Source organism: Pseudomonas flavescens, assembly GCF_013408425.1.
GTDB classification, from domain to species: domain Bacteria; phylum Pseudomonadota; class Gammaproteobacteria; order Pseudomonadales; family Pseudomonadaceae; genus Aquipseudomonas; species Aquipseudomonas fulva_A.
The window spans coordinates 2,236,722-2,255,268 of sequence record NZ_JACBYV010000001.1; the positions used below are offsets into that span (position 1 = coordinate 2,236,722).

19 protein-coding genes are annotated in these 18,547 nt (G+C 62.6%); 1 reads left to right on the forward strand and 18 read right to left on the reverse strand.

The features are described from left to right. The 9 genes from FHR27_RS09820 to flhA all read right to left on the reverse strand — a co-directional run bounded on the left by FHR27_RS09820 (window position 1) and on the right by flhA (window position 10,618). Window positions 1-741 (reverse strand): flagellar motor protein, encoded by a 741-nt coding sequence (locus FHR27_RS09820; RefSeq protein WP_179538476.1) that lies wholly within the window; start codon window positions 739-741, stop codon window positions 1-3. After that, on the reverse strand, window positions 741-1,868 hold the full coding sequence (locus FHR27_RS09825; RefSeq protein ID WP_042555805.1) for a protein-glutamate methylesterase/protein-glutamine glutaminase: 1,128 nt from the start codon (window positions 1,866-1,868) through the stop codon (window positions 741-743). Before FHR27_RS09825 ends, FHR27_RS09820 begins: the two co-directional genes overlap by 1 nt. Window positions 1,869-1,910: 42 nt before the next feature. Continuing rightward, on the reverse strand, window positions 1,911-4,175 hold the full coding sequence (locus FHR27_RS09830) for a chemotaxis protein CheA (RefSeq protein ID WP_179538477.1): 2,265 nt from the start codon (window positions 4,173-4,175) through the stop codon (window positions 1,911-1,913). 11 nt (window positions 4,176-4,186) lie between these two features. After that, a complete protein-coding gene (locus FHR27_RS09835) occupies window positions 4,187-4,975 on the reverse strand; it encodes a protein phosphatase CheZ (protein ID WP_042555803.1) in 789 nt (262 codons plus the stop codon). Between the two features lie 19 nt (window positions 4,976-4,994). Further along, the gene (locus tag FHR27_RS09840; protein WP_175154250.1) at window positions 4,995-5,369 is read right to left on the reverse strand and encodes a chemotaxis response regulator CheY; all 375 of its coding nucleotides are present in this window, start codon (window positions 5,367-5,369) and stop codon (window positions 4,995-4,997) included. Between the two features lie 151 nt (window positions 5,370-5,520). Next, window positions 5,521-6,264, reverse strand: coding sequence for an RNA polymerase sigma factor FliA (fliA, locus tag FHR27_RS09845; RefSeq protein ID WP_082045875.1), 744 nt, complete (start codon window positions 6,262-6,264; stop codon window positions 5,521-5,523). Further along, window positions 6,261-7,091, reverse strand: coding sequence for a flagellar synthesis regulator FleN (fleN, locus tag FHR27_RS09850; RefSeq protein WP_179538478.1), 831 nt, complete (start codon window positions 7,089-7,091; stop codon window positions 6,261-6,263). The genes fliA and fleN overlap by 4 nt, the downstream gene beginning before the upstream one ends. Before the next feature lie 95 nt (window positions 7,092-7,186). Further along, window positions 7,187-8,494: a flagellar biosynthesis protein FlhF gene (flhF, locus tag FHR27_RS09855; RefSeq protein WP_179538479.1), complete on the reverse strand. Its 1,308-nt coding sequence runs from the start codon at window positions 8,492-8,494 to the stop codon at window positions 7,187-7,189. Window positions 8,495-8,509: 15 nt separating this feature from the next. Further along, window positions 8,510-10,618, reverse strand: coding sequence for a flagellar biosynthesis protein FlhA (gene flhA, locus FHR27_RS09860; RefSeq protein ID WP_042555799.1), 2,109 nt, complete (start codon window positions 10,616-10,618; stop codon window positions 8,510-8,512). A 255-nt stretch (window positions 10,619-10,873) separates the two neighbouring features. Between flhA and sodC the strand changes: the two genes are divergently transcribed. Next, a complete protein-coding gene (sodC, locus tag FHR27_RS09865; protein WP_042555798.1) occupies window positions 10,874-11,395 on the forward strand; it encodes a superoxide dismutase family protein in 522 nt (173 codons plus the stop codon). Between the two features lie 42 nt (window positions 11,396-11,437). Here sodC and flhB read toward each other — a convergent pair whose 3' ends face one another. The 9 genes from flhB to FHR27_RS09910 all read right to left on the reverse strand — a co-directional run bounded on the left by flhB (window position 11,438) and on the right by FHR27_RS09910 (window position 18,498). Next, entirely contained in the window at window positions 11,438-12,574 is a 1,137-nt protein-coding gene (flhB, locus tag FHR27_RS09870) for a flagellar biosynthesis protein FlhB (protein ID WP_042555797.1), read from the reverse strand. Then, window positions 12,574-13,350 (reverse strand): flagellar biosynthetic protein FliR, encoded by a 777-nt coding sequence (gene fliR, locus FHR27_RS09875; protein WP_042555796.1) that lies wholly within the window; start codon window positions 13,348-13,350, stop codon window positions 12,574-12,576. The genes flhB and fliR overlap by 1 nt, the downstream gene beginning before the upstream one ends. Before the next feature lie 5 nt (window positions 13,351-13,355). Next, window positions 13,356-13,625 (reverse strand): flagellar biosynthesis protein FliQ, encoded by a 270-nt coding sequence (fliQ, locus tag FHR27_RS09880; RefSeq protein ID WP_042555795.1) that lies wholly within the window; start codon window positions 13,623-13,625, stop codon window positions 13,356-13,358. Between the two features lie 10 nt (window positions 13,626-13,635). Further along, window positions 13,636-14,421, reverse strand: coding sequence for a flagellar type III secretion system pore protein FliP (gene fliP, locus FHR27_RS09885; RefSeq protein WP_042555794.1), 786 nt, complete (start codon window positions 14,419-14,421; stop codon window positions 13,636-13,638). Beyond that, window positions 14,421-14,846: a flagellar biosynthetic protein FliO gene (fliO, locus tag FHR27_RS09890; protein ID WP_042555793.1), complete on the reverse strand. Its 426-nt coding sequence runs from the start codon at window positions 14,844-14,846 to the stop codon at window positions 14,421-14,423. Before fliO ends, fliP begins: the two co-directional genes overlap by 1 nt. Window positions 14,847-14,851: 5 nt before the next feature. Beyond that, window positions 14,852-15,322, reverse strand: coding sequence for a flagellar motor switch protein FliN (gene fliN, locus FHR27_RS09895; protein WP_042555792.1), 471 nt, complete (start codon window positions 15,320-15,322; stop codon window positions 14,852-14,854). A 62-nt stretch (window positions 15,323-15,384) separates the two neighbouring features. Next, window positions 15,385-16,356 (reverse strand): flagellar motor switch protein FliM, encoded by a 972-nt coding sequence (fliM, locus tag FHR27_RS09900; protein WP_042555791.1) that lies wholly within the window; start codon window positions 16,354-16,356, stop codon window positions 15,385-15,387. 15 nt (window positions 16,357-16,371) lie between these two features. After that, the gene (gene fliL, locus FHR27_RS09905) at window positions 16,372-16,896 is read right to left on the reverse strand and encodes a flagellar basal body-associated protein FliL (RefSeq protein WP_042555790.1); all 525 of its coding nucleotides are present in this window, start codon (window positions 16,894-16,896) and stop codon (window positions 16,372-16,374) included. 324 nt (window positions 16,897-17,220) lie between these two features. Beyond that, window positions 17,221-18,498 carry a flagellar hook-length control protein FliK gene (locus FHR27_RS09910; RefSeq protein ID WP_042555789.1) on the reverse strand — a complete coding sequence of 426 codons (1,278 nt, stop codon included), beginning with the start codon at window positions 18,496-18,498 and terminating at the stop codon, window positions 17,221-17,223. Window positions 18,499-18,547 lie beyond the last annotated feature (49 nt).

Here is an 18,547-nt window from a genome sequence, read left to right on the forward strand (position 1 = left end):
TCAGTTCATGAAGCCTTGCAGCTTCAACTCGATGGAGCGTGGGTTCTCACCCTCGCCGATGGACAGAATGCCTTCGAGGAGCATTTCTCGATACGCCGACTGGCGCATGGCCACGGACTTGAGCTTGGCACCGATGGGCAACAGCAGCAGGTTGGCGATGGCCACGCCGTAGATGGTGGCGACGAAAGCGACGGCGATCCCGCCACCGAGCAGGCTCGGATCGGCCAGATTGCCCATCACGTGGATCAGCCCCATGACCGCGCCGATGATGCCGATGGTCGGCGCGTAACCGCCCATGCACTCGAAGAACTTGGCAGCCTGTATGTCGCGACTTTCCTGGGTGTAGAGATCGACCTCGAGAATACTGCGAATGGCTTCCGGCTCGGCGCCATCGACCAGCAGTTGCAGGCCCTTGCGTGCGTAGGGATCGGCTTCGCCGTCAGCGACCGCCTCGAGGCCGAGCAGGCCCTCCTTGCGCGCGGTCATGCTCCAGTTCACCACCCGGTCGATACCGCCAGGCAGATCGATCTGCGGCGGGAAGAAGATCCAGCGCAGGATGCTCATGGCGCGCTTGAATACGATGACCGGCGTTTGCAGCAACGCCGCACCCAGCGTACCGCCGATCACGATCAGCGCCGCCGGGCCGTTGAGCAGTGCCGAGACATGACCGCCTTCCAGGTAATTGCCGCCAAGTATGGCGACGAATGCCAGGATGAGACCGATCAGGCTCAGTACATCCATCAGAGGCAGGCCTCGACCAGATGCCGGCCGATGTCATCCAACGGGTACACCGCATCCGCCAGGTTGGCCTTCACGATCGCCATGGGCATGCCATAGATCACGCAACTGGCTTCGTCCTGCGCCCATACCTGGCTGCCCCCCTGCTTGAGCAGGCGAGCGCCTTCGCGACCATCGGCCCCCATGCCGGTCAACACCACGGCCAGCACCTTGTCGTTGTACGACTTGGAGGCAGAACCGAAGGTGATATCCACGCAGGGTTTGTAGTTCAGACGCTCGTCGCCGGGCAGGATGCGGATGGTGCCGCGCCCGTCGATCATCATCTGCTTGCCGCCCGGCGCCAGAATGGCCAGCCCGGGGCGCAAGATGTCGCCATCCTCGGCTTCCTTGACGTTGATCTTGCAGAGTTTGTCCAGACGTTCGGCGAAGGCCTTGGTGAAGGCCGCAGGCATGTGCTGGATCAACACGATCGGCGTCGGGAAATTCGCCGGCAACTGCGTTAGCACCCGCTGCAGAGCGACCGGGCCGCCGGTCGAGGTGCCGATCGCCACCAGCTTGTAGGCCTTGCGCTTGGGCGCAGCACTGGCGCTGGACGAATGACGTTCGGCAGGCGGGTGACTCACGCTTGGCTGTGGCCGCGCCGCGGGTGCAGGTGCGCTCGACGTACTGGCAGGTCGGCTCAGGCTACCGCCGGCAGGCGGCGTCAGGGACGCCGTGCCGATCCCCCGGCGGTTGCTGCGCGAAATGCTGTGCACCTTCTCGCACAGCAGTTGCTTGACCTTCTCCGGGTTGCGCGAGATGTCCTCGAAATTCTTCGGCAGGAAATCCACCGCCCCGGCATCCAGCGCATCCAGGGTGACCCGGGCGCCTTCGTGGGTGAGCGAGGAGAACATCAACACCGGTGTCGGGCAGCGTTGCATGATGCTGCGTACTGCCGTGATGCCGTCCATCAACGGCATCTCGTAGTCCATGGTGATCACGTCCGGCTTGAGTGCCAGCGCCTGATCGATGGCCTCACGTCCGTTGGTGGCCGTGCCGACCACGGTGATGTTGGGATCGGACGAGAGGATCTCCGAAACCCTGCGGCGGAAGAAGCCGGAGTCGTCGACCACCAGTACCTTGACAACCATAAACACTCCTAAGCGGCACGGCAGAGGCCGCGCCGCGGACGATCAGATACGCCGTGCGTAGCGTTTGAGCATGCTTGGCACGTCGAGAATCAGGGCGATGCGCCCGTCGCCGGTGATGGTCGCACCCGACATGCCAGGCGTGCCTTGCAGCATCTTGCCCAACGGCTTGATCACCACCTCTTCCTGGCCGACCAGTTGATCGACGACGAAGCCGATACGCTGATTGCCGACGGTGAGAATCACCACATGGCCTTCGCCTTGCTCTTCGTGGGCAGCCTTGCTGACCAGCCAGCGCTTGAGATAGAACAGCGGCAATGCCTTGTCGCGCACGATCACCACTTCCTGGCCGTCGACCACGTTGGTGCGCGACAGGTCGAGATGGAAGATCTCGTTGACGTTGACCAGCGGGAAGGCGAACGCCTGGTTGCCGAGCATCACCATCAGCGTTGGCATGATCGCCAGGGTCAGTGGCACCTTGATGACGATCTTCGAACCCTGGCCTTTCTGCGAGAACACGTTGACCGTGCCGTTGAGCTGGGAAATCTTGGTCTTCACCACGTCCATGCCGACGCCACGGCCGGACACGTCGGAAATCTCGGTCTTGGTCGAGAAACCGGGGGCGAAGATCAGGTTGTAGCATTCCAGATCGGTCAGGCGATCGGCGGCGTCCTTGTCCAGCAGGCCCTTTTCCACGGCCTTGCTGCGCAGCACGTCGGCATCCATACCCTTGCCGTCATCGGTGATCATCAGCAGGATGTGGTCACCTTCCTGCTCGGCGGACAGCACCACGCGACCGGTACGCGACTTGCCAGCGGCCTCGCGCTCTTCCGGGCTTTCCACGCCGTGGTCGACCGCGTTGCGCACCAAGTGGACCAACGGGTCGGCCAGGGCTTCGACGAGGTTCTTGTCGAGATCGGTCTCTTCACCGACCAGCTCCAGATTGATCTCTTTCTTCAACTGGCGAGCCAGGTCGCGAACCAGGCGCGGGAAGCGCCCGAAGACCTTCTTGATCGGCTGCATGCGGGTCTTCATGACCGACGTCTGCAGATCCGCGGTGACCACGTCTAGGTTGGACACGGCCTTGGACATGGCCTCGTCGCCGCTGTTGAGCCCCAGGCGCACCAGGCGGTTACGCACCAGCACCAGCTCGCCGACCATGTTCATGATTTCGTCCAGACGCGCGGTGTCGACCCGCACGGTGGTTTCCGCTTCACTGGCTGGTGCAGCAGCGGCGGCCGGCGCAGCCGGTGCCTTGGCCGGCTCTGCCTTGGCCGCAGGTGCTGGTGCAGGTGCCGGCGTAGCCTTGGCAGCTACCGGCGCAGCGGGTTTGGCTACCGGCTTCGGCGCAGGGGCCGCAGCGGCTGCGGGAGCAGGAGCGGCAGCAGCGGGAGCAGCGGGAGCGACCGGTGTCGGCTCGACGAACTTGCCTTTGCCATGCAACTGATCGAGCAGCGCTTCGAACTCATCATCGGTGATTTCGTCGCTCTGCGCCGCGGAGCTGGCGGATACGGCAGGAGCAGCCGGTGCCGGCGCTTCCACCGCAGGAGCCACGAACTGGCCCTTGCCATGCAATTGGTCGAGCAAGGCTTCGAATTCGTCATCGGTGATGTCATCGCCGCTGGCGCTGTTCGCAGCGCTGGCCAGAGCAGGCACAGGCGCTGGCGCCTGGACAGCAGCCGCTGCTGGCGCTGCGAACTGGCCTTTGCCATGCAACTGGTCGAGCAGCGACTCGAATTCGTCATCGCTGATTTCATCATCAGAGGCGCTGGCTTGCGGCTGCGGCTCGTCACCCAGGGCGTCGAGCAACTGCTCGAACTCGCTGTCGGTGATATCCGACGAGGCTTCGGCTGTCACCGGCTCGGCGACAGCAGCAGCCACTGGCGCAGCGACTGCGGCAACCGGCGCCGGCTGGGCACTGGCCGGCTCGGCCAGACGCGCCAGGGCGGCCAGCAGCTCGGGAGATGCAGGCGTCGGCTCGGCGCGCTCGCGCACTTCGGCGAACATGCCATTGACGGCATCCAGCGCCTCGAGCACCACGTCCATCAACTCGGAGTCGACGCGACGCTCACCCTTGCGCAGGATGTCGAACACGTTCTCGGCGATATGACAGCACTCCACCAGCTCATTGAGCTGAAGGAAACCGGCACCGCCTTTTACCGTGTGAAATCCCCGAAAAATCGCGTTGAGCAGGTTCATATCGTCCGGGCGGCTTTCCAGCTCTACCAATTGCTCGGACAACTGCTCGAGAATCTCGCCGGCCTCTACCAGGAAATCCTGGAGGATTTCTTCATCGGCGCCGAAGCTCATATGACGTGCTCCTAAAATCCCAGGCTGGACAGCAAATCGTCGACGTCGTCCTGGGAAGAAGCAACGTCATCACGCTTATCGGCATGAATCTGCGGACCTTCACCATGTGACGCAGGTTTTTGTTTGTTTTGCTCGGCACGCAGCTCTTCGTGGTCGTGATCGATACCCGCGAAGCGGTCCACCTGACTGGCCATCAGCACCAGTTTCAGCAGATTGCTCTCGACCTCGGTGACCAGTTGCGTGACACGCTTGATCACTTGCCCGGTCAGGTCCTGATAGTCCTGCGCCAGTAAAATGTCGTTCAGGTGCCCGGACAGCTTGCTGCTGTCACGCTGGCTGCGCGCCAGAAACAGCTCGATGCGCTTGGCCAGTTCACGGAACGCGTCAGCGCCCATTTCACGACGCATGAAGCGCCCCCAATCCTCGCTCAGGGCATCGGCTTCGCTGCTCAGGTCGTTGACCAGCGGCGCGCTTTGCTCGACCAGATCCATGGTGCGGTTGGCTGCACGCTCGGTCATGGTCACGACGTAATTGAGCCGCTCGGTCGCATCGGAGATCTGCGAGACCTCCTTGGCGTGAGGCATGCGCGGGTCGAGCTGAAAATTGACGATAGCGTTGTGCAGCTCACGGGTGAGCTTGCCGACTTCGTGGTAAAGACCACGGTCGCGCGCCTTGTTCAGTTCGTTGATCAGCTGTACCGCTTCGCCAAAGTTGCCTTGTTCGAGGCTGTTGACCAGTTGGCGGGCATTGCTTTTCAGGGTCGACTCGAGGTCGGCCTCTTTTGAATCATCGTGTTCCATAACAACCTCGCGGCAGACATCAGCCGTTGACCCGCTCGAAGATTTTCTCGATCTTTTCCTTGAGCACCTGGGCAGTGAATGGCTTGACCACATAGCCGTTCACACCGGCCTGGGCGGCCTCGATGATCTGATCACGCTTGGCTTCTGCCGTAACCATCAGCACGGGCATCTGCTTGAGGCGCTCGTCGGCACGCACTGCGCGCAGCAAATCGATGCCACTCATGCCCGGCATGTTCCAGTCGGTCACCAGGAAGTCGAAGCTACCGCTCTGCAGCATCGGCAATGCGGTGGTGCCGTCGTCGGCCTCCGCGGTGTTGGTGAACCCCAGATCACGCAAGAGGTTCTTGATGATCCGTCGCATCGTCGAGAAATCATCGACGATGAGGATTTTCATGTTCTTGTCCAAGTCGACCTCCGTACAGTCCTAAAACGCCTCGGCATTCCAAAGCGCTTATAAATCGTGAAACCGGCCTGGCGGAACGCCGCAAACCTATTGCGCCCGGCTTTGCTGCGTCCACTGTGTATGTCCAGCGCCTGAAATTTCCCTATGCGCGCCATTCCACCAACCGCGCGCGTAAACGCGCGGCACACTGACTGTGCAATTGGCTGACCCGCGACTCACTCACTCCCAGTACCTCGCCGATTTCCTTGAGGTTCAATTCCTCGTCGTAATACAGCGACAACACCAACCGCTCACGCTCCGGCAGGTTGCTGATGGCATCCACCAGCGCGGCCTGGAAACGATCGTCTTCCAGTTCATGCGATGGCCCATGGTGCAAAGAATTCGTGTCTTCCTGCAGTCCGCCGCTTTCGCCTTCCTGCAACAGGTCGTCGAAACTGAACAGGCGGCTGCCCAAAGTGTCGCCAAGAATGCCGTAGTAATCTTCGAGACTCAATTGGAGTTCGGCAGCAACCTCCTGATCTTTAGCGTCTCGCCCCGTTCTGGCTTCGATTTTTCTGATTGCGTCGCTGACCATACGGCTGTTGCGGTGTACCGAACGCGGTGCCCAGTCGCCCTTGCGGACCTCATCGAGCATGGCGCCACGAATGCGAATGCCGGCGAACGTCTCGAAACTGGCGCCCTTGCCGGCGTCATATTTGCGCGATGCCTCGAGCAGACCGATCATCCCGGCCTGGATCAGATCATCCACCTGCACGTTGGCGGGCAACCGCGCCAACAGGTGATAGGCAATGCGCTTGACCAACGGCGCGTAACGTTCGATCAACTGATGCTGTGAATCTCGTGCTGTTGCCTTGCTGTACATACGGAGTCCAGAGGCTGTCGTCATACAGCCGTGTCTGCAGTCGGTTGTTGCACCAGGCGCTCAACGAAGAATTCCAGATGGCCTCGCGGATTGGCCGGCAGTGGCCACGCATCCACCTTCTGGGCAATCGCCTTGAACGCCAGCGCGCACTTCGAGCGAGGGAACGCCTCATACACCGCACGTTGTTTCTGTACGGCCTTGCGTACCGATTCGTCGTACGGCACCGCGCCCACGTACTGCAGCGCGACATCCAGAAAACGGTCGGTCACCTTGGTCAGCTTAGCAAAGAGATTACGGCCTTCCTGCGGGCTGTGCGCCATATTGGCGAGCACCCGGAAACGGTTCATGCCGTGGTCACGGTTGAGGAGCTTGATCAGCGCGTAGGCATCGGTGATCGAGGTGGGTTCATCGCACACCACCACCAGCACTTCCTGGGCGGCGCGCACGAAGCTCACCACCGAGTCGCCGATACCGGCGGCGGTATCCACGATCAGGACGTCGAGGTTGTCGCTGATGTCGCTGAAGGCCTGGATCAGGCCGGCGTGCTGCATGGGCGTGAGCTGCACCATGCTCTGGGTGCCGGAGGCCGCGGGAACGATACGAATGCCGCCAGGCCCCTGCAGAACCACGTCTCGCAGTTCGCACTGGCCGTCGATGACATCGGCCAGGGTGCGCTTGGCCGTCAGGCCGAGCAGCACGTCGACGTTGGCCAGACCGAGGTCGGCATCCATGAGCATTACGCGCCGACCGAGATCCGCCAACGCCAGCGACAAATTCACCGACACATTGGTCTTGCCAACGCCGCCTTTGCCGCCGGTCACCGCGATCACCTGTACGGGATGCATACCCATGTTATCTACACACCTTATCTAACTTCGCTTTAAGCCTTAGGGCCATTGTGCGCTGCCGTGGCGAGCACAACCAGCACTTCGCCACACCTGCCTGTTCATCCTGCACGTCGTGCCGGGTCCTGGTACAACCCGGCGAACATGTCGGCCATCGTGTCTTCGCTCGGCTCATCCGGGGCCTGCAGGCCAACGGCACGGCTGACCAGCTGATGACTGCGCGGCACATGAACGTCGTCCGGGATCCGCGGACCATCTGCCAGATAGGCTACCGGTAGACGGTGGCTAATAGCCAGACCCAATACCTCGCCCATGCTGGTCGCTTCGTCCAGTTTACTCAGAATGCAGCCAGCCAGCCCACAGCGCTTGTAGCTGTGGTAGGCCGCCTTGAGCACCTGCGCCTGGCTGGTAGCCGCCAGCACCAGGTAATTGCGCGCGTTGACACCGCGGCTCGCCAGCGTCTCCAACTGCATGCGCAGCGCCGGATCGTTGGCCGGCAAGCCGGCGGTGTCGATCAGTACCACGCGCTTGCGCACCAGCGGTGCCAGCGCCTGAGTCAGTGACTGACCAGGATCGACGTGGGTCACGGATACGCCAAGGATACGGCCAAGGGTCTTGAGCTGCTCCTGGGCACCGATGCGGTAACTGTCCATGCTCACCAGAGCGATGTTCGTGGCGCCGTACTTGAGTACGTAGCGCGCTGCGAGCTTGGCCAGGGTGGTGGTCTTGCCCATGCCGGCCGGGCCAACCAGAGCGATCACGCCGCCCTCTTCCATCGGCTCCTGCTTGGGCGTCTGAATCGAGTGGGCAAGGTGCGCAAGCACCATGCGCCAGGCCTGACGCTGATCGCTCAGCGAGGCAACGCGATCGAGCAGCGTACGCGCCAGTTCACCAGGCAGGCCCATCCGTTGCAGGCGACGCCACAGCGTGGCCTGTTGCGGTCGACGAGCCTGCAGCTGGCCCCAGGCCATGGAGCCCATCTGCATTTCGATCAACTCACGCAGACCATGCAATTCGGAGCGCATGGACTCCAGGGCAGACTGATCGACCGAAGCCGAGACCGGCTTCTTCTGCTGACGCTCGAGTACCGCGTCCAGGCTGTCGGCTGGCGCGGCAGCAGGCGCTTCGGCGAACATCTGACGATCCTTGCCGGCATCGAGCTGCGCACGGGTGGTCAGTTCGGCCTGGGCGGAAGCGATGCGCGACTGAGTCTTGCGCAGCTCGGCCTCCAGCGCCGGGTTGGCTTGTCGCGCCGGTGGGGGCGCAACCTGATAATCGAGCGCGGCCGTCAATTCCACGCCACCCGCTACTCGGCGGTTACCGATGATGGTCGCATCAGCGCCCAGCTCATCACGAACCAGCTTCATGGCTTGGCGCATATCGGCGGCAAAAAAGCGTTTGACCTGCATGGCCCGTACCCTCGATTAGTTCTGCCCCACCGTCGCAACGATGGTGACCTGCTTGTTGTCCGGAATTTCCTGGTACGCCAGAACATGCATGCTCGGGACGGCCAACCGGGCGAAACGCGAGAGCATTCCCCGAACCGGCCCGGCTGCCAGCAGAATCACCGGCTTGCCAAGCATCTCCTGACGCTGCGCTGCTTCCACCAGGGAACGTTGCAGCTTCTCGGCCATGCCAGGCTCCAGGAGGATGCCATCCTCGGAGCCTTGACCGGCCTTCTGAAGACTATTTAGCAATATCTGTTCCAACCTTGGCTCAAGGGTGATCACAGGCAGCTCCGGCTCTAGTCCCACGATGTTTTGCACGATTGCACGGGCCAGCGAGACACGTACTGCGGCCACCATGGCGGCGGGATCTTGACTCCGTGGCGCGACGTTGGCGATGGCTTCGGCAATGGTACGGATGTCGCGCACCGGCACCTGCTCCTGCAGCAGCGCCTGCAGCACCTTGAGCAGGGTCGACAGCGAGATCAGGCCAGGAACCAGCTCTTCTGCCAGTTTTGGCGAGCTTTTCGCCAGCAACTGCATCAATTGCTGGACTTCCTCGTGGCCCAGCAGCTCGTGGGCATGCTTGTGCAGAATCTGATTGAGGTGCGTGGCGACCACGGTACTGGCATCCACCACGGTGTAACCGAGCGACTGCGCCTGATCACGCTGACCGGGATCGATCCAGACGGCCTCCAGGCCGAACGCCGGATCTTTGGCGGCGACGCCATTGAGCGTGCCGAACACCTGACCCGGGTTGATCGCCAGCTCGCGATCCGGATACACCTCGGCCTCGGCGACGCTCACCCCCATCAGGGTCAGGCGATAAGCGTTGGGCTGCAGATCCAGGTTGTCGCGAATATGCACGGACGGCATCAGGAAGCCCATCTCCTGAGAGAGCTTCTTGCGTACGCCTTTGATCCGCGCCAGCAGTTGCCCGCCCTGGTTGCGGTCGACCAGCGGAATCAGCCGGTAACCGACTTCCAGGCCGACCATGTCAACCGGCATCACGTCATCCCAGCCCAGCTCCTTCACTTCCTGAGCACGCTGCGCGGGCAGCAACTCCTGCTGGCGCTGCACTTCCTGAACTTCGGCTTCCTTGGTCTTGCGCTGCTTGTTGGCGATCCAGTAGGCGGCACCGGCAGCCACCAGGCCCAGGCTGATGAAGGACATGTGCGGCATGCCGGGTACCAGGCCCATGGCGATCATGATGGCCGCGGACACCGCCAGCGCACGGGGCGAAGCGAACATCTGACGGTTGACCTGGGCACCCATGTCTTCGGAGCTGGAAACCCGGGTCACCATGATCGCGGCAGCGGTGGACAGCAGCAGCGACGGGATCTGCGCCACCAGGCCGTCACCGATGGTCAGCAGGGTGTAGATGCGGCCGGCTTCGCCGAAACTCAGGCCGTGCTGCAGCATGCCGATGGCCATGCCACCGATCAGGTTGATGAACAGGATCAGCAGGCCGGCGACGGCGTCACCGCGAACGAACTTGCTGGCACCGTCCATGGAGCCGTAGAAATCGGCTTCCTGAGCGACTTCGGTACGGCGCTTCTTGGCTTCGACCTGATCGATGAGGCCGGCGTTGAGGTCGGCGTCGATGGCCATCTGTTTGCCGGGCATGGCGTCCAGGGTGAAACGCGCGCTCACTTCGGAGATACGCCCCGCACCCTTGGTGACCACCACGAAGTTGATGATCATGAGGATCGCGAACACCACGATACCGACCACGTAGTTACCGCCGATCACCACTTCACCGAAGGCCTGAATCACCTTACCGGCAGCGTCATGGCCATCCTGGCCGTGCAGCAGCACGACACGCGTGGAGGCGACGTTGAGCGCCAGGCGCAGCAGGGTCGCGGCCAGCAGGATGGTCGGGAACACCGCGAAGTCGAGCGGCCGCAGCGCGTAGATCGCCACCAGCAGGACGACGATCGACAAGGCGATGCTGAAGGTGAACAGCACGTCCAGCAGGAACGGCGGAATCGGCAGCATGACCATGGCGAGCATGACCAGCAGCAACAGCGGGATGCCGAGATTGCCGTTGCGCAACCCGGAAAGGTTGCTGCGAACGTCGCCAATCATTTGTGCGCGATCTACTGCCACTTGGTTACCCCGGCTTATTCAATCTTTTGACGCCTGAACGCCCTCGCTGCCGGTGTTTGCAAGAACCTTTCCAACTCTTCGAAAAGCGCGAAATGACTGGGCTACGAGGCCCATGACGAGTGCCGTGAGCGGCACCGAGGCGAGACGAAAACACGAACCCCGCCGGCAAACACGAGTCCACACCCTGTGGGCGGTGGTTTCGCCCCCCGTTTTTCCATCCTCGAGGAGTCACGTATGAAACGCTGGATGATGGCCGCATTGGCCAGTTGCTGCGCTGCAAGCCTGCAGGCCGCCGACCTGACGGTCGACCTCAACGCCGTGGACGCCAAGGGCGTCGGCAGCTCGGTGGGCAAGGTGGTGATCAGCCAGAGCCCCTACGGCGTGGTTTTCACCCCCGAACTGCATGACCTGGAACCCGGCGTGCACGGCTTCCACGTGCACGGCAAGCCCAGCTGCGATCCGGCACCCAAGGACGGCCAGCCGTCAGCTGCCGAAGCCGCTGGCGGCCACTGGGACCCGCAGAACACCGGCAAACATGGCTTACCCTGGGGTGACGGCCACCTCGGCGACCTCCCTGCCCTGCTGGTCACCGCCGATGGCAAGGCCAACCAGCCCGTGCTGGCACCCCGCATCAAGAGCGTGGACGAGCTGAAGAACCTGGCGCTGATGGTGCATGCCGGCGGCGACAACCATGCCGACCATCCGAAACCGCTGGGCGGCGGTGGTGCTCGCGTCGCCTGTGGCGTCATCAAGTAACTGCACTGGCGCACATCGCGAGCCGTGGCTCGTGGTGTGCGCTTACTCGTCGCGCCGCAGATCCGGCGGGATGGGCAGGTCCTTCAGCGGCACCGGACGCTTGCCCTTGCCAGCCTGGTACTGCCGGATCTGATAGACGTAAGCGAGCACCTGAGCGACTGCCAGATACAGCCCCGCGGGGATTTCCTGATCGAGCTCGGTGGTGTGATAGATCGAACGCGCCAGCGCAGGCGACTCCAGCAGCATGACCTTGTGCTCCTGGGCGATCTCGCGGATCTTCAAGGCGGTGAAGTCACTGCCCTTGGCGAGCAACATGGGCGCCTGGCCCTTCTCCGGGTCGTATTTCAAGGCCACGGCGAAGTGGGTCGGGTTGGTGATGACCACGTCGGCCTGTGGGACAGCCTGCATCATGCGGCGCTGCGTCATTTCGTGCTGCAGTTGACGAATCCGTTGCTTGACCTCGGGCTTGCCCTCGCTGTCCTTGTACTCGTCCCTGACCTCCTGCTTGGTCATCATCAGCTTCTGCTTGTTGTCCCAGAGCTGGAACGGCACATCGACGGCCGCGATCAGGATCAGCCCGAGGGACATCCACAGCGCACTCCAGCCCACCACCTCCGCCGAGTGCATGATGGCCGACTCGACCGGCTCGTTGGCGATCGCCAGCAGGTCGTCGCGATCCATCGACAGCACCACCAGCGCCACCATCAGAATCAGCAGGAACTTGGCCAATGCCTTGAGCAGCTCGATCAGCGCTTTCATCGAAAACATGCGCTTTAGCCCGGCCAGCGGGTTCATGCGGCTGAACTTGGGGGCCATGGCCTTGGCCGAGAACAGCCAGCCACCCAGACAGATGGGACCGACGATGGAAGCGATAAGCAGGACGATGAACAGCGGCATCAGCGCATCCAGGGCCATCTTCCCCGAAGCCGCCAGCCACAGCGCCATGCTGCGCTCGTCCATCAGCACCTCGCGTGACAGCGCGAAATTGCCGCGCATGATCTCCAGCATGGCGTTGCCGACAGCTCCGCCGGTCGCCAGCAGGCCGCCGGTGCCGGCGAGCATGATGGCGAAGGTGTTGAGCTCGCGCGAACGCGCGATCTGACCTTTGTCGCGAGACTCCCGGCGACGTTTCTCCGTGGGTTCCTCGCTTTTATCGGCACCGCTTTCCGATTCGGCCATCAGTTCGCCCTCGCCAGTTCACGCAGCATGATCAGCGCCTCGGACGCCAGGCCCTGATAGTGCGAAAGGATATCGGCCAGGGAAATCCAGACGATGATCATGCCCAGCACCAGCGTCAGCGGAAAGCCGATGGAAAAGATGTTCAGCTGCGGAGCCGCCCGGGTCATCACGCCAAAGGCGATGTTGACCACCAGCAAGGCGGTGACCGCCGGCAGCACCAGAATCAATGCCGCTCCCATCACCCAGCCGAGCTTGGTCGCCACCTCCCAGTAATGCTCGACCTGCAGGCCGGAACCTGGGGGCAGCGTCACGAAACTCTCGGCGAGCACCTCGAACACCACCAGATGGCCGTTCATGGCCAGAAACAACAGGGTCACCAGCATGGTGAAGTACTGACCGATCACCGGTACCGAAATACCGTTGGCCGGATCGACCATGGACGCGAAGCCCAGGCCCATCTGCATCGCCAGGATCTGCCCGGCGACCACGAAGACATGGAAGAACAGCTGCAGCACGAAACCGAGCATCACCCCGATGAGAATTTCCTGGGCGATGAGCATGAAAGCCTGCAGGCTGATGGAGTCCACCTGCGGCATCGGTGGCAAGGTAGGCACCAGCACCACGCTGATGGCCAGCGACAGATACAGGCGCACCCGCGTCGGCACCAACTGGGTCCCGAAGATCGGCATCACCATCAGCAAGGCGGCGATGCGAAACAGCGGCAGCACGAAACTGCTGACCCAGCTGCCTATCTGCGCATCGCTCAGCTCGAACATCGCACTCAGCCGATCAGCTGCGGAATGTTCATGATCAGGTTCTGCGTGTATTCCATCAGCTCACGCACCATCCACGGCCCGCCGACGATCAGCGTCAGCAGCATCACCAGCAGGCGCGGCAGGAAGCTCAGGGTCTGTTCGTTGATCTGCGTAGCGGCCTGGAACATGGCCACCAGCAAGCCCACCAGCAGGCTGGGCATGACCAGCAGGCCGACCATCAGGCAGATCAGCCAGAGCCCTTCTCGGAACAGGTCGACAGCGACTTCAGGGGTCATGTGAGCCTCGCTATAAAGTGCCGAAACTGCTGGCCAGCGTACCCATGATCAGCGCCCAGCCGTCGATCAGCACGAACAGCATGATCTTGAAGGGCAGCGAAATGATCAGCGGCGACAACATCATCATACCCATGGCCATGAGGATGCTCGCCACCACCATGTCGATGATCAGGAACGGGATGAAGATCATGAAACCGATCTGGAAGGCGGTCTTCAGCTCGGAGGTCACGAACGCCGGCACCAGAATGGTCAGCGGCGCCTGTTCGGGCGTGGCGATGTCGGTACGCTTGGAGAGGCGCACGAACAGCTCCAGATCGCTCTCCCGGGTCTGCGCCAGCATGAAGTTCTTGATCGGCACCTCCGCCCGCTCGATCGCCTGCTGCGCAGGCAGTTGCTCGCTCAGGTAGGGCTGCAGCGCCTCGCGATTGATCTGGTCGAACACCGGCGCCATGATGAACATGGTCAGAAACAGCGCCAGACCGATGAGAATCTGGTTGGAGGGCGTCTGCTGCAGGCCCAGGGCCTGACGCAGGATGGAAAACACGATGATGATCCGCGTGAAACTGGTCATCAGCATGACGAACGCCGGGATGAAGCTCAGCGCGGTCATGATCAGCAGGATCTGCAGACTCACCGAATATTCCTGCTGACCCTCGGCGTCGGTGCTCAGGGTGATCGCCGGAATCGACAGCGGGTTGTTGCCCTGCTGGATCAGCGAACTGCCGCCAGGCGGCTCCTGGGCGAAAGCCAGCGAGGCGCCCAGGGTGAACACCAGCACAAGCAGAAGGCGCAGCATCAGGACTTGTCCTTCTGGTCCTTGCCCAGCAGCTCCATGAGGCGCTGGGCGAACTCCGTCGAAGCAGGCTCGGCATCGGGCAGATGAACCGGCTCGCTCATCACGTGCAACTGATTGATCCGCCCCGGGGTCATGCCCAGCAATATCTGCTCGTTGCCCACCTGTACCAGCACCAGTCGATCACGGGGGCTCAGCGCCTGGGTGGCGACGATCTTGATCACCTTGCCGCCGCTTGGCCCGAGACGCTGTACACGGCGCATCATCCAGGCAAGCAGGAAGATCAGGCCGATGACCAGCAACAGGCCAATCACCAGCTGCACCAGTTGGCCACCGATACCGCTGCCTGCCACCGGCGCCTGGGCTGCGGGTTCGGCGGCCAGTACGGAGAGTGGCAGGGCGAGAAGAACGAGCAGGATTCTATTCATGATCTCTAGCGCAGCTTCTTGATGCGTTCGCTTGGGCTGATCACGTCGGTCAGGCGGATGCCGAACTTTTCGTTGACCACCACCACTTCGCCATGGGCGATCAGCGTGCCGTTGACCAGCACGTCGAGCGGCTCACCGGCGAGGCGATCGAGCTCGATCACCGAGCCCTGATTGAGCTGCAGCAGGTTACGGATGGTGATATCGGCATTGCCCACTTCCATGGAAATGGACACGGGGATATCGAGGATCACGTCGAGGTTCGGGCCGTCCAGGCTGACCGGGTTGTTGGCCTTGGGCATGCTGCCGAACTCTTCCATGGGCGCCCGCGGGGCAGCCGGTTGGCTCGGCACGCTGGCGGCCAGCATGGCATCGATGTCGTCCTGCCCTTCGGCATCACCGGACTCGGCCAAGGCCGCAGCCCATTCATCGGCGAGCGCCTGTTCCTCTGGCGTGGTGTTTTCGTTCTCGTCTGCCATCGTTCAACCTCGGCTGGCGTTTATCGGTTGGGCCACGCGCTCGGCGCATGGCGAAAATGGGGCTAGCGGTGACGCTCGATCGGGTCGAGCACCTGCAGCGACAGATTGCCCTTGTGCGAACCGAGCTTGACCTTGAAGGACGGCACGCCATTGGCGCGCAGGATCATGTGCTCCGGCAGCTCGACGGGAATCACGTCGCCCGGCTGCATGTGCAGGATGTCGCGTACCTTGAGCTGACGCCTTGCGACCGTGGCGCTGAGCGGCACACTGACCTCGAGGATGTCCTCGCGCAGGGCCTTGACCCAGCGTTCGTCCTGATCGTCGACGTCGGACTGGAAGCCGGCATCGAGCATTTCGCGGATCGGCTCGACCATGGCGTAGGGCATGGTGATGTGCAGGTCGCCGCCCCCGCCATCGAGCTCGATGTGAAAGGTCGAGACCACGATGACTTCGCTGGGGCTGACGATGTTGGCCAGTGCCGGGTTGACCTCGGAGCCGACGTATTCGAAGTTGATGTCCATCACGGCGGCCCAGGCTTCGCGCAGGTCGATGAAGGCCTGGTCCAGCACCATGCGTACCACGCGCAATTCGGTAGGCGTGAACTCACGCCCCTCGATCTTGGCGTGGCGACCATCGCCGCCGAAGAAGTTGTCGACCAGCTTGAACACCAGCTTGGCATCGAGAATGAACAGACCCGTACCGCGCAGCGGCTTCATCTTCACCAGATTGAGACTGGTCGGCACGTACAGCGAGTGCACGTATTCGCCGAACTTCATCACCTGCACGCCACCCACGGCCACATCGGCAGAGCGACGCAGCAGGTTGAACATGCTGATGCGGGTGTAGCGCGCAAAGCGCTCGTTGATCATTTCCAGGGTGGGCATGCGCCCGCGCACGATCCGATCCTGGCTGGTCAGGTCGTACTGCTTGACGCTGCCAGGCTCGACGTACTCCTCGGTTTCCACCATGCCGTCGTCGACGCCATGCAACAGCGCATCGATCTCGTCCTGGGATAGCAGGTCTTGCACAGCCATTATCGGACTCCCGCCCTATTGCAACACGAGGTTGGTGAACAGCACCTGCTCGACGGTGACCTTGCCGGTCTCCTTCTCGGCCAGTTGCTGCACGCTGGCCGTGGCCTGCTGACGCAGCATCTCCTTGCCCACCGGGGTGATCAGCGTGGCGAAATCCTGACTGGAGAACAGCATCACCAGATTGTTGCGCAGTACCGGCATATGCACCTTGAGAGCATCCAGCCCGGCCTGGTCGCGGGTCATCAAGGCAACGCTGACCTGCATGTAGCGAGCGCGGCCGTTCTGCGTGAAGTTGACCACGAACGCGGGTGTCAATTCTTCATAAATGGCGGGCTGTTTGACCGGCGCGGCATTCTCGGCCTGCTCGTGGGAGGCCTCTTCCTTGGCGGCGCCCTTGCTGAGGAAGAACCAGGTACCACCGACCGACAGCCCCACGGCGAGCAGCAGCGCCAGGACGATCGCGATGATGAGCTTCAGCTTGCCTGGCGGCTTGCTGCCTGCTTCGGCAGCCGCAGCGGGTGGGGCGTTCTTCTTAGCCATGCCAAAAATCCGTCACGAGGCGGAGAACCTTCCGCTTTCAAAGGGTTAAGAGCAAGTGTTATGCCAGCTCATAAGCTCTGGCGCAAATGCTGCGCGCGCCATGGTACGCGAAAGCGCCAGCGCTGACCCGGGCATCGGGCCATGAACGAAAACACCCTGACCGACAGACTCGGACAGGGTGAAGTCTAGAACAGAGTACCGACGCTGAGCGGTTTTAAGCGTTTGCCTCGCGCTTGGCGACAGGCGGGCCGGATGACGTATCGACCCCGGGGTCGAGCGCAGCGCTACCCGGGAATCGTCCAGCGAGGATCGCCAGGCCCTCGATCAGGCGTAGTAATCGACCATGCCGCGGCCGGCGCCCTGAGCGGGATCACGCAGCTCCACGCTGCCGATCACCCGCTCGTCATCGGCGCCACCGGCAGCGCCGTCGTCGGCGAGCCGGCCACCACGGCCACGGCTGTCACCGTCCTGCCCCTGCCCTTGCCAGGCACGCCCCTGGGACTGGTCGGAAACGTTCACGTCGGCAAGGTTCATGCCCTGCTGAGTGAACATCTCACGCAGGCGGTGCACCTGACTTTCGAGCGCCTCACGCACACCCGGGTGGGCGCTGGCGAAGCTGATCTGGGTCTGGTCCTGGTTGAGGCTGATACGCACGTCCAGGCGGCCAAGCTCTGCCGGGTCGAGCTGAATCTCGGCGGATTTGAGGTTCTGGCTGGACATCCACATCACCTTGTCCACCACGCCCTCGCTCCAGCCGGCCTGCTGCATGGCGACCGGGTGGCCAGGCACCGTGGGCACGCGCGCCACTTGCGAGGTCTGCTGGTTGATCGCCTGGGTCAGTGCACTGAGCTTGCTGACGAACTGCTCGGGAGCGGTATCGGCCGAACTCTCCTTGAGCGCCTCCAGGCCCTGGGTACTGAGCTCCAGTTGCGGCAGCTCGACGGTTTCGCCGGCTTCGCCCTCGACAGCCGTGGTCTTCATGCCCATTGCCGCCATGGCGCTGGCGAACGCCTGACCACTGCTGGCGGACGAGGACGTCGACGCCCCGCCGTTGCTCGTTGCGGTCTGCTCGGCCACCTTTTCCTGCACGCCGACATCGAGCGCCAGGCGCACAGCGGGCAACTGGTTGAGCGCATCGATCTCCGGATCGAAGCTGGCTTCAGTCATGGCGGCTGGCGCGGAGCCGATCAGGCTGGTCGGGGCTGCAGTGACCTGCGCTTGCAGCGCGGGGTCGATGACCTCCTCGACGATCGGCTGTGGCTCGAACAGACCGAGCATCAGCAACGGATCGACCGCCGCGTCCTCGCTTGCCGGGTCGGCAGGCAAGTCCTTGCCGCTTTCGGCAACGGCTGGCGCCTGCTCCGCGGTAGGCGCCGGACTACTGACGTCTTTCTGCGGCTCGTTCTTGCTGTCGCGTGCGCTTTTGGCGGCATCGTCCTGGCGCTCGGCCGCCTTGGCCTGACGCTCTTTGGCATATACCTGCGAGAAGCTGGAAGCCTCTTGCTTGCGCGGCTCAGCCTTGTTCTGCGCAGTGTTCGCCGCAGGGGCCTTGGGCTTGGCTACGGCCGTAGGCGTCAGCAGCAGATCAGGGGCAACGGGCATGAATGCTCTCCGCATGAATGTTGTCGTGACCTGAGACCAAGCAAGGGTC

Coding starts and splice junctions, on each gene's coding strand:
- FHR27_RS09820 (WP_179538476.1), bottom strand. CDS start 741: ATGGATGTACTGAGCCTGATCGGTCTCATCCTGGCATTCGTCGCCATA.
- FHR27_RS09825 (WP_042555805.1), bottom strand. CDS start 1,868: ATGGTTGTCAAGGTACTGGTGGTCGACGACTCCGGCTTCTTCCGCCGC.
- FHR27_RS09830 (WP_179538477.1), bottom strand. CDS start 4,175: ATGAGCTTCGGCGCCGATGAAGAAATCCTCCAGGATTTCCTGGTAGAG.
- FHR27_RS09835 (WP_042555803.1), bottom strand. CDS start 4,975: ATGGAACACGATGATTCAAAAGAGGCCGACCTCGAGTCGACCCTGAAA.
- FHR27_RS09840 (WP_175154250.1), bottom strand. CDS start 5,369: ATGAAAATCCTCATCGTCGATGATTTCTCGACGATGCGACGGATCATC.
- fliA (WP_082045875.1), bottom strand. CDS start 6,264: ATGACGACAGCCTCTGGACTCCGTATGTACAGCAAGGCAACAGCACGA.
- fleN (WP_179538478.1), bottom strand. CDS start 7,091: ATGGGTATGCATCCCGTACAGGTGATCGCGGTGACCGGCGGCAAAGGC.
- flhF (WP_179538479.1), bottom strand. CDS start 8,494: ATGCAGGTCAAACGCTTTTTTGCCGCCGATATGCGCCAAGCCATGAAG.
- flhA (WP_042555799.1), bottom strand. CDS start 10,618: ATGATTGGCGACGTTCGCAGCAACCTTTCCGGGTTGCGCAACGGCAAT.
- sodC (WP_042555798.1), top strand. CDS start 10,874: ATGAAACGCTGGATGATGGCCGCATTGGCCAGTTGCTGCGCTGCAAGC.
- flhB (WP_042555797.1), bottom strand. CDS start 12,574: ATGGCCGAATCGGAAAGCGGTGCCGATAAAAGCGAGGAACCCACGGAG.
- fliR (WP_042555796.1), bottom strand. CDS start 13,350: ATGTTCGAGCTGAGCGATGCGCAGATAGGCAGCTGGGTCAGCAGTTTC.
- fliQ (WP_042555795.1), bottom strand. CDS start 13,625: ATGACCCCTGAAGTCGCTGTCGACCTGTTCCGAGAAGGGCTCTGGCTG.
- fliP (WP_042555794.1), bottom strand. CDS start 14,421: ATGCTGCGCCTTCTGCTTGTGCTGGTGTTCACCCTGGGCGCCTCGCTG.
- fliO (WP_042555793.1), bottom strand. CDS start 14,846: ATGAATAGAATCCTGCTCGTTCTTCTCGCCCTGCCACTCTCCGTACTG.
- fliN (WP_042555792.1), bottom strand. CDS start 15,322: ATGGCAGACGAGAACGAAAACACCACGCCAGAGGAACAGGCGCTCGCC.
- fliM (WP_042555791.1), bottom strand. CDS start 16,356: ATGGCTGTGCAAGACCTGCTATCCCAGGACGAGATCGATGCGCTGTTG.
- fliL (WP_042555790.1), bottom strand. CDS start 16,896: ATGGCTAAGAAGAACGCCCCACCCGCTGCGGCTGCCGAAGCAGGCAGC.
- FHR27_RS09910 (WP_042555789.1), bottom strand. CDS start 18,498: ATGCCCGTTGCCCCTGATCTGCTGCTGACGCCTACGGCCGTAGCCAAG.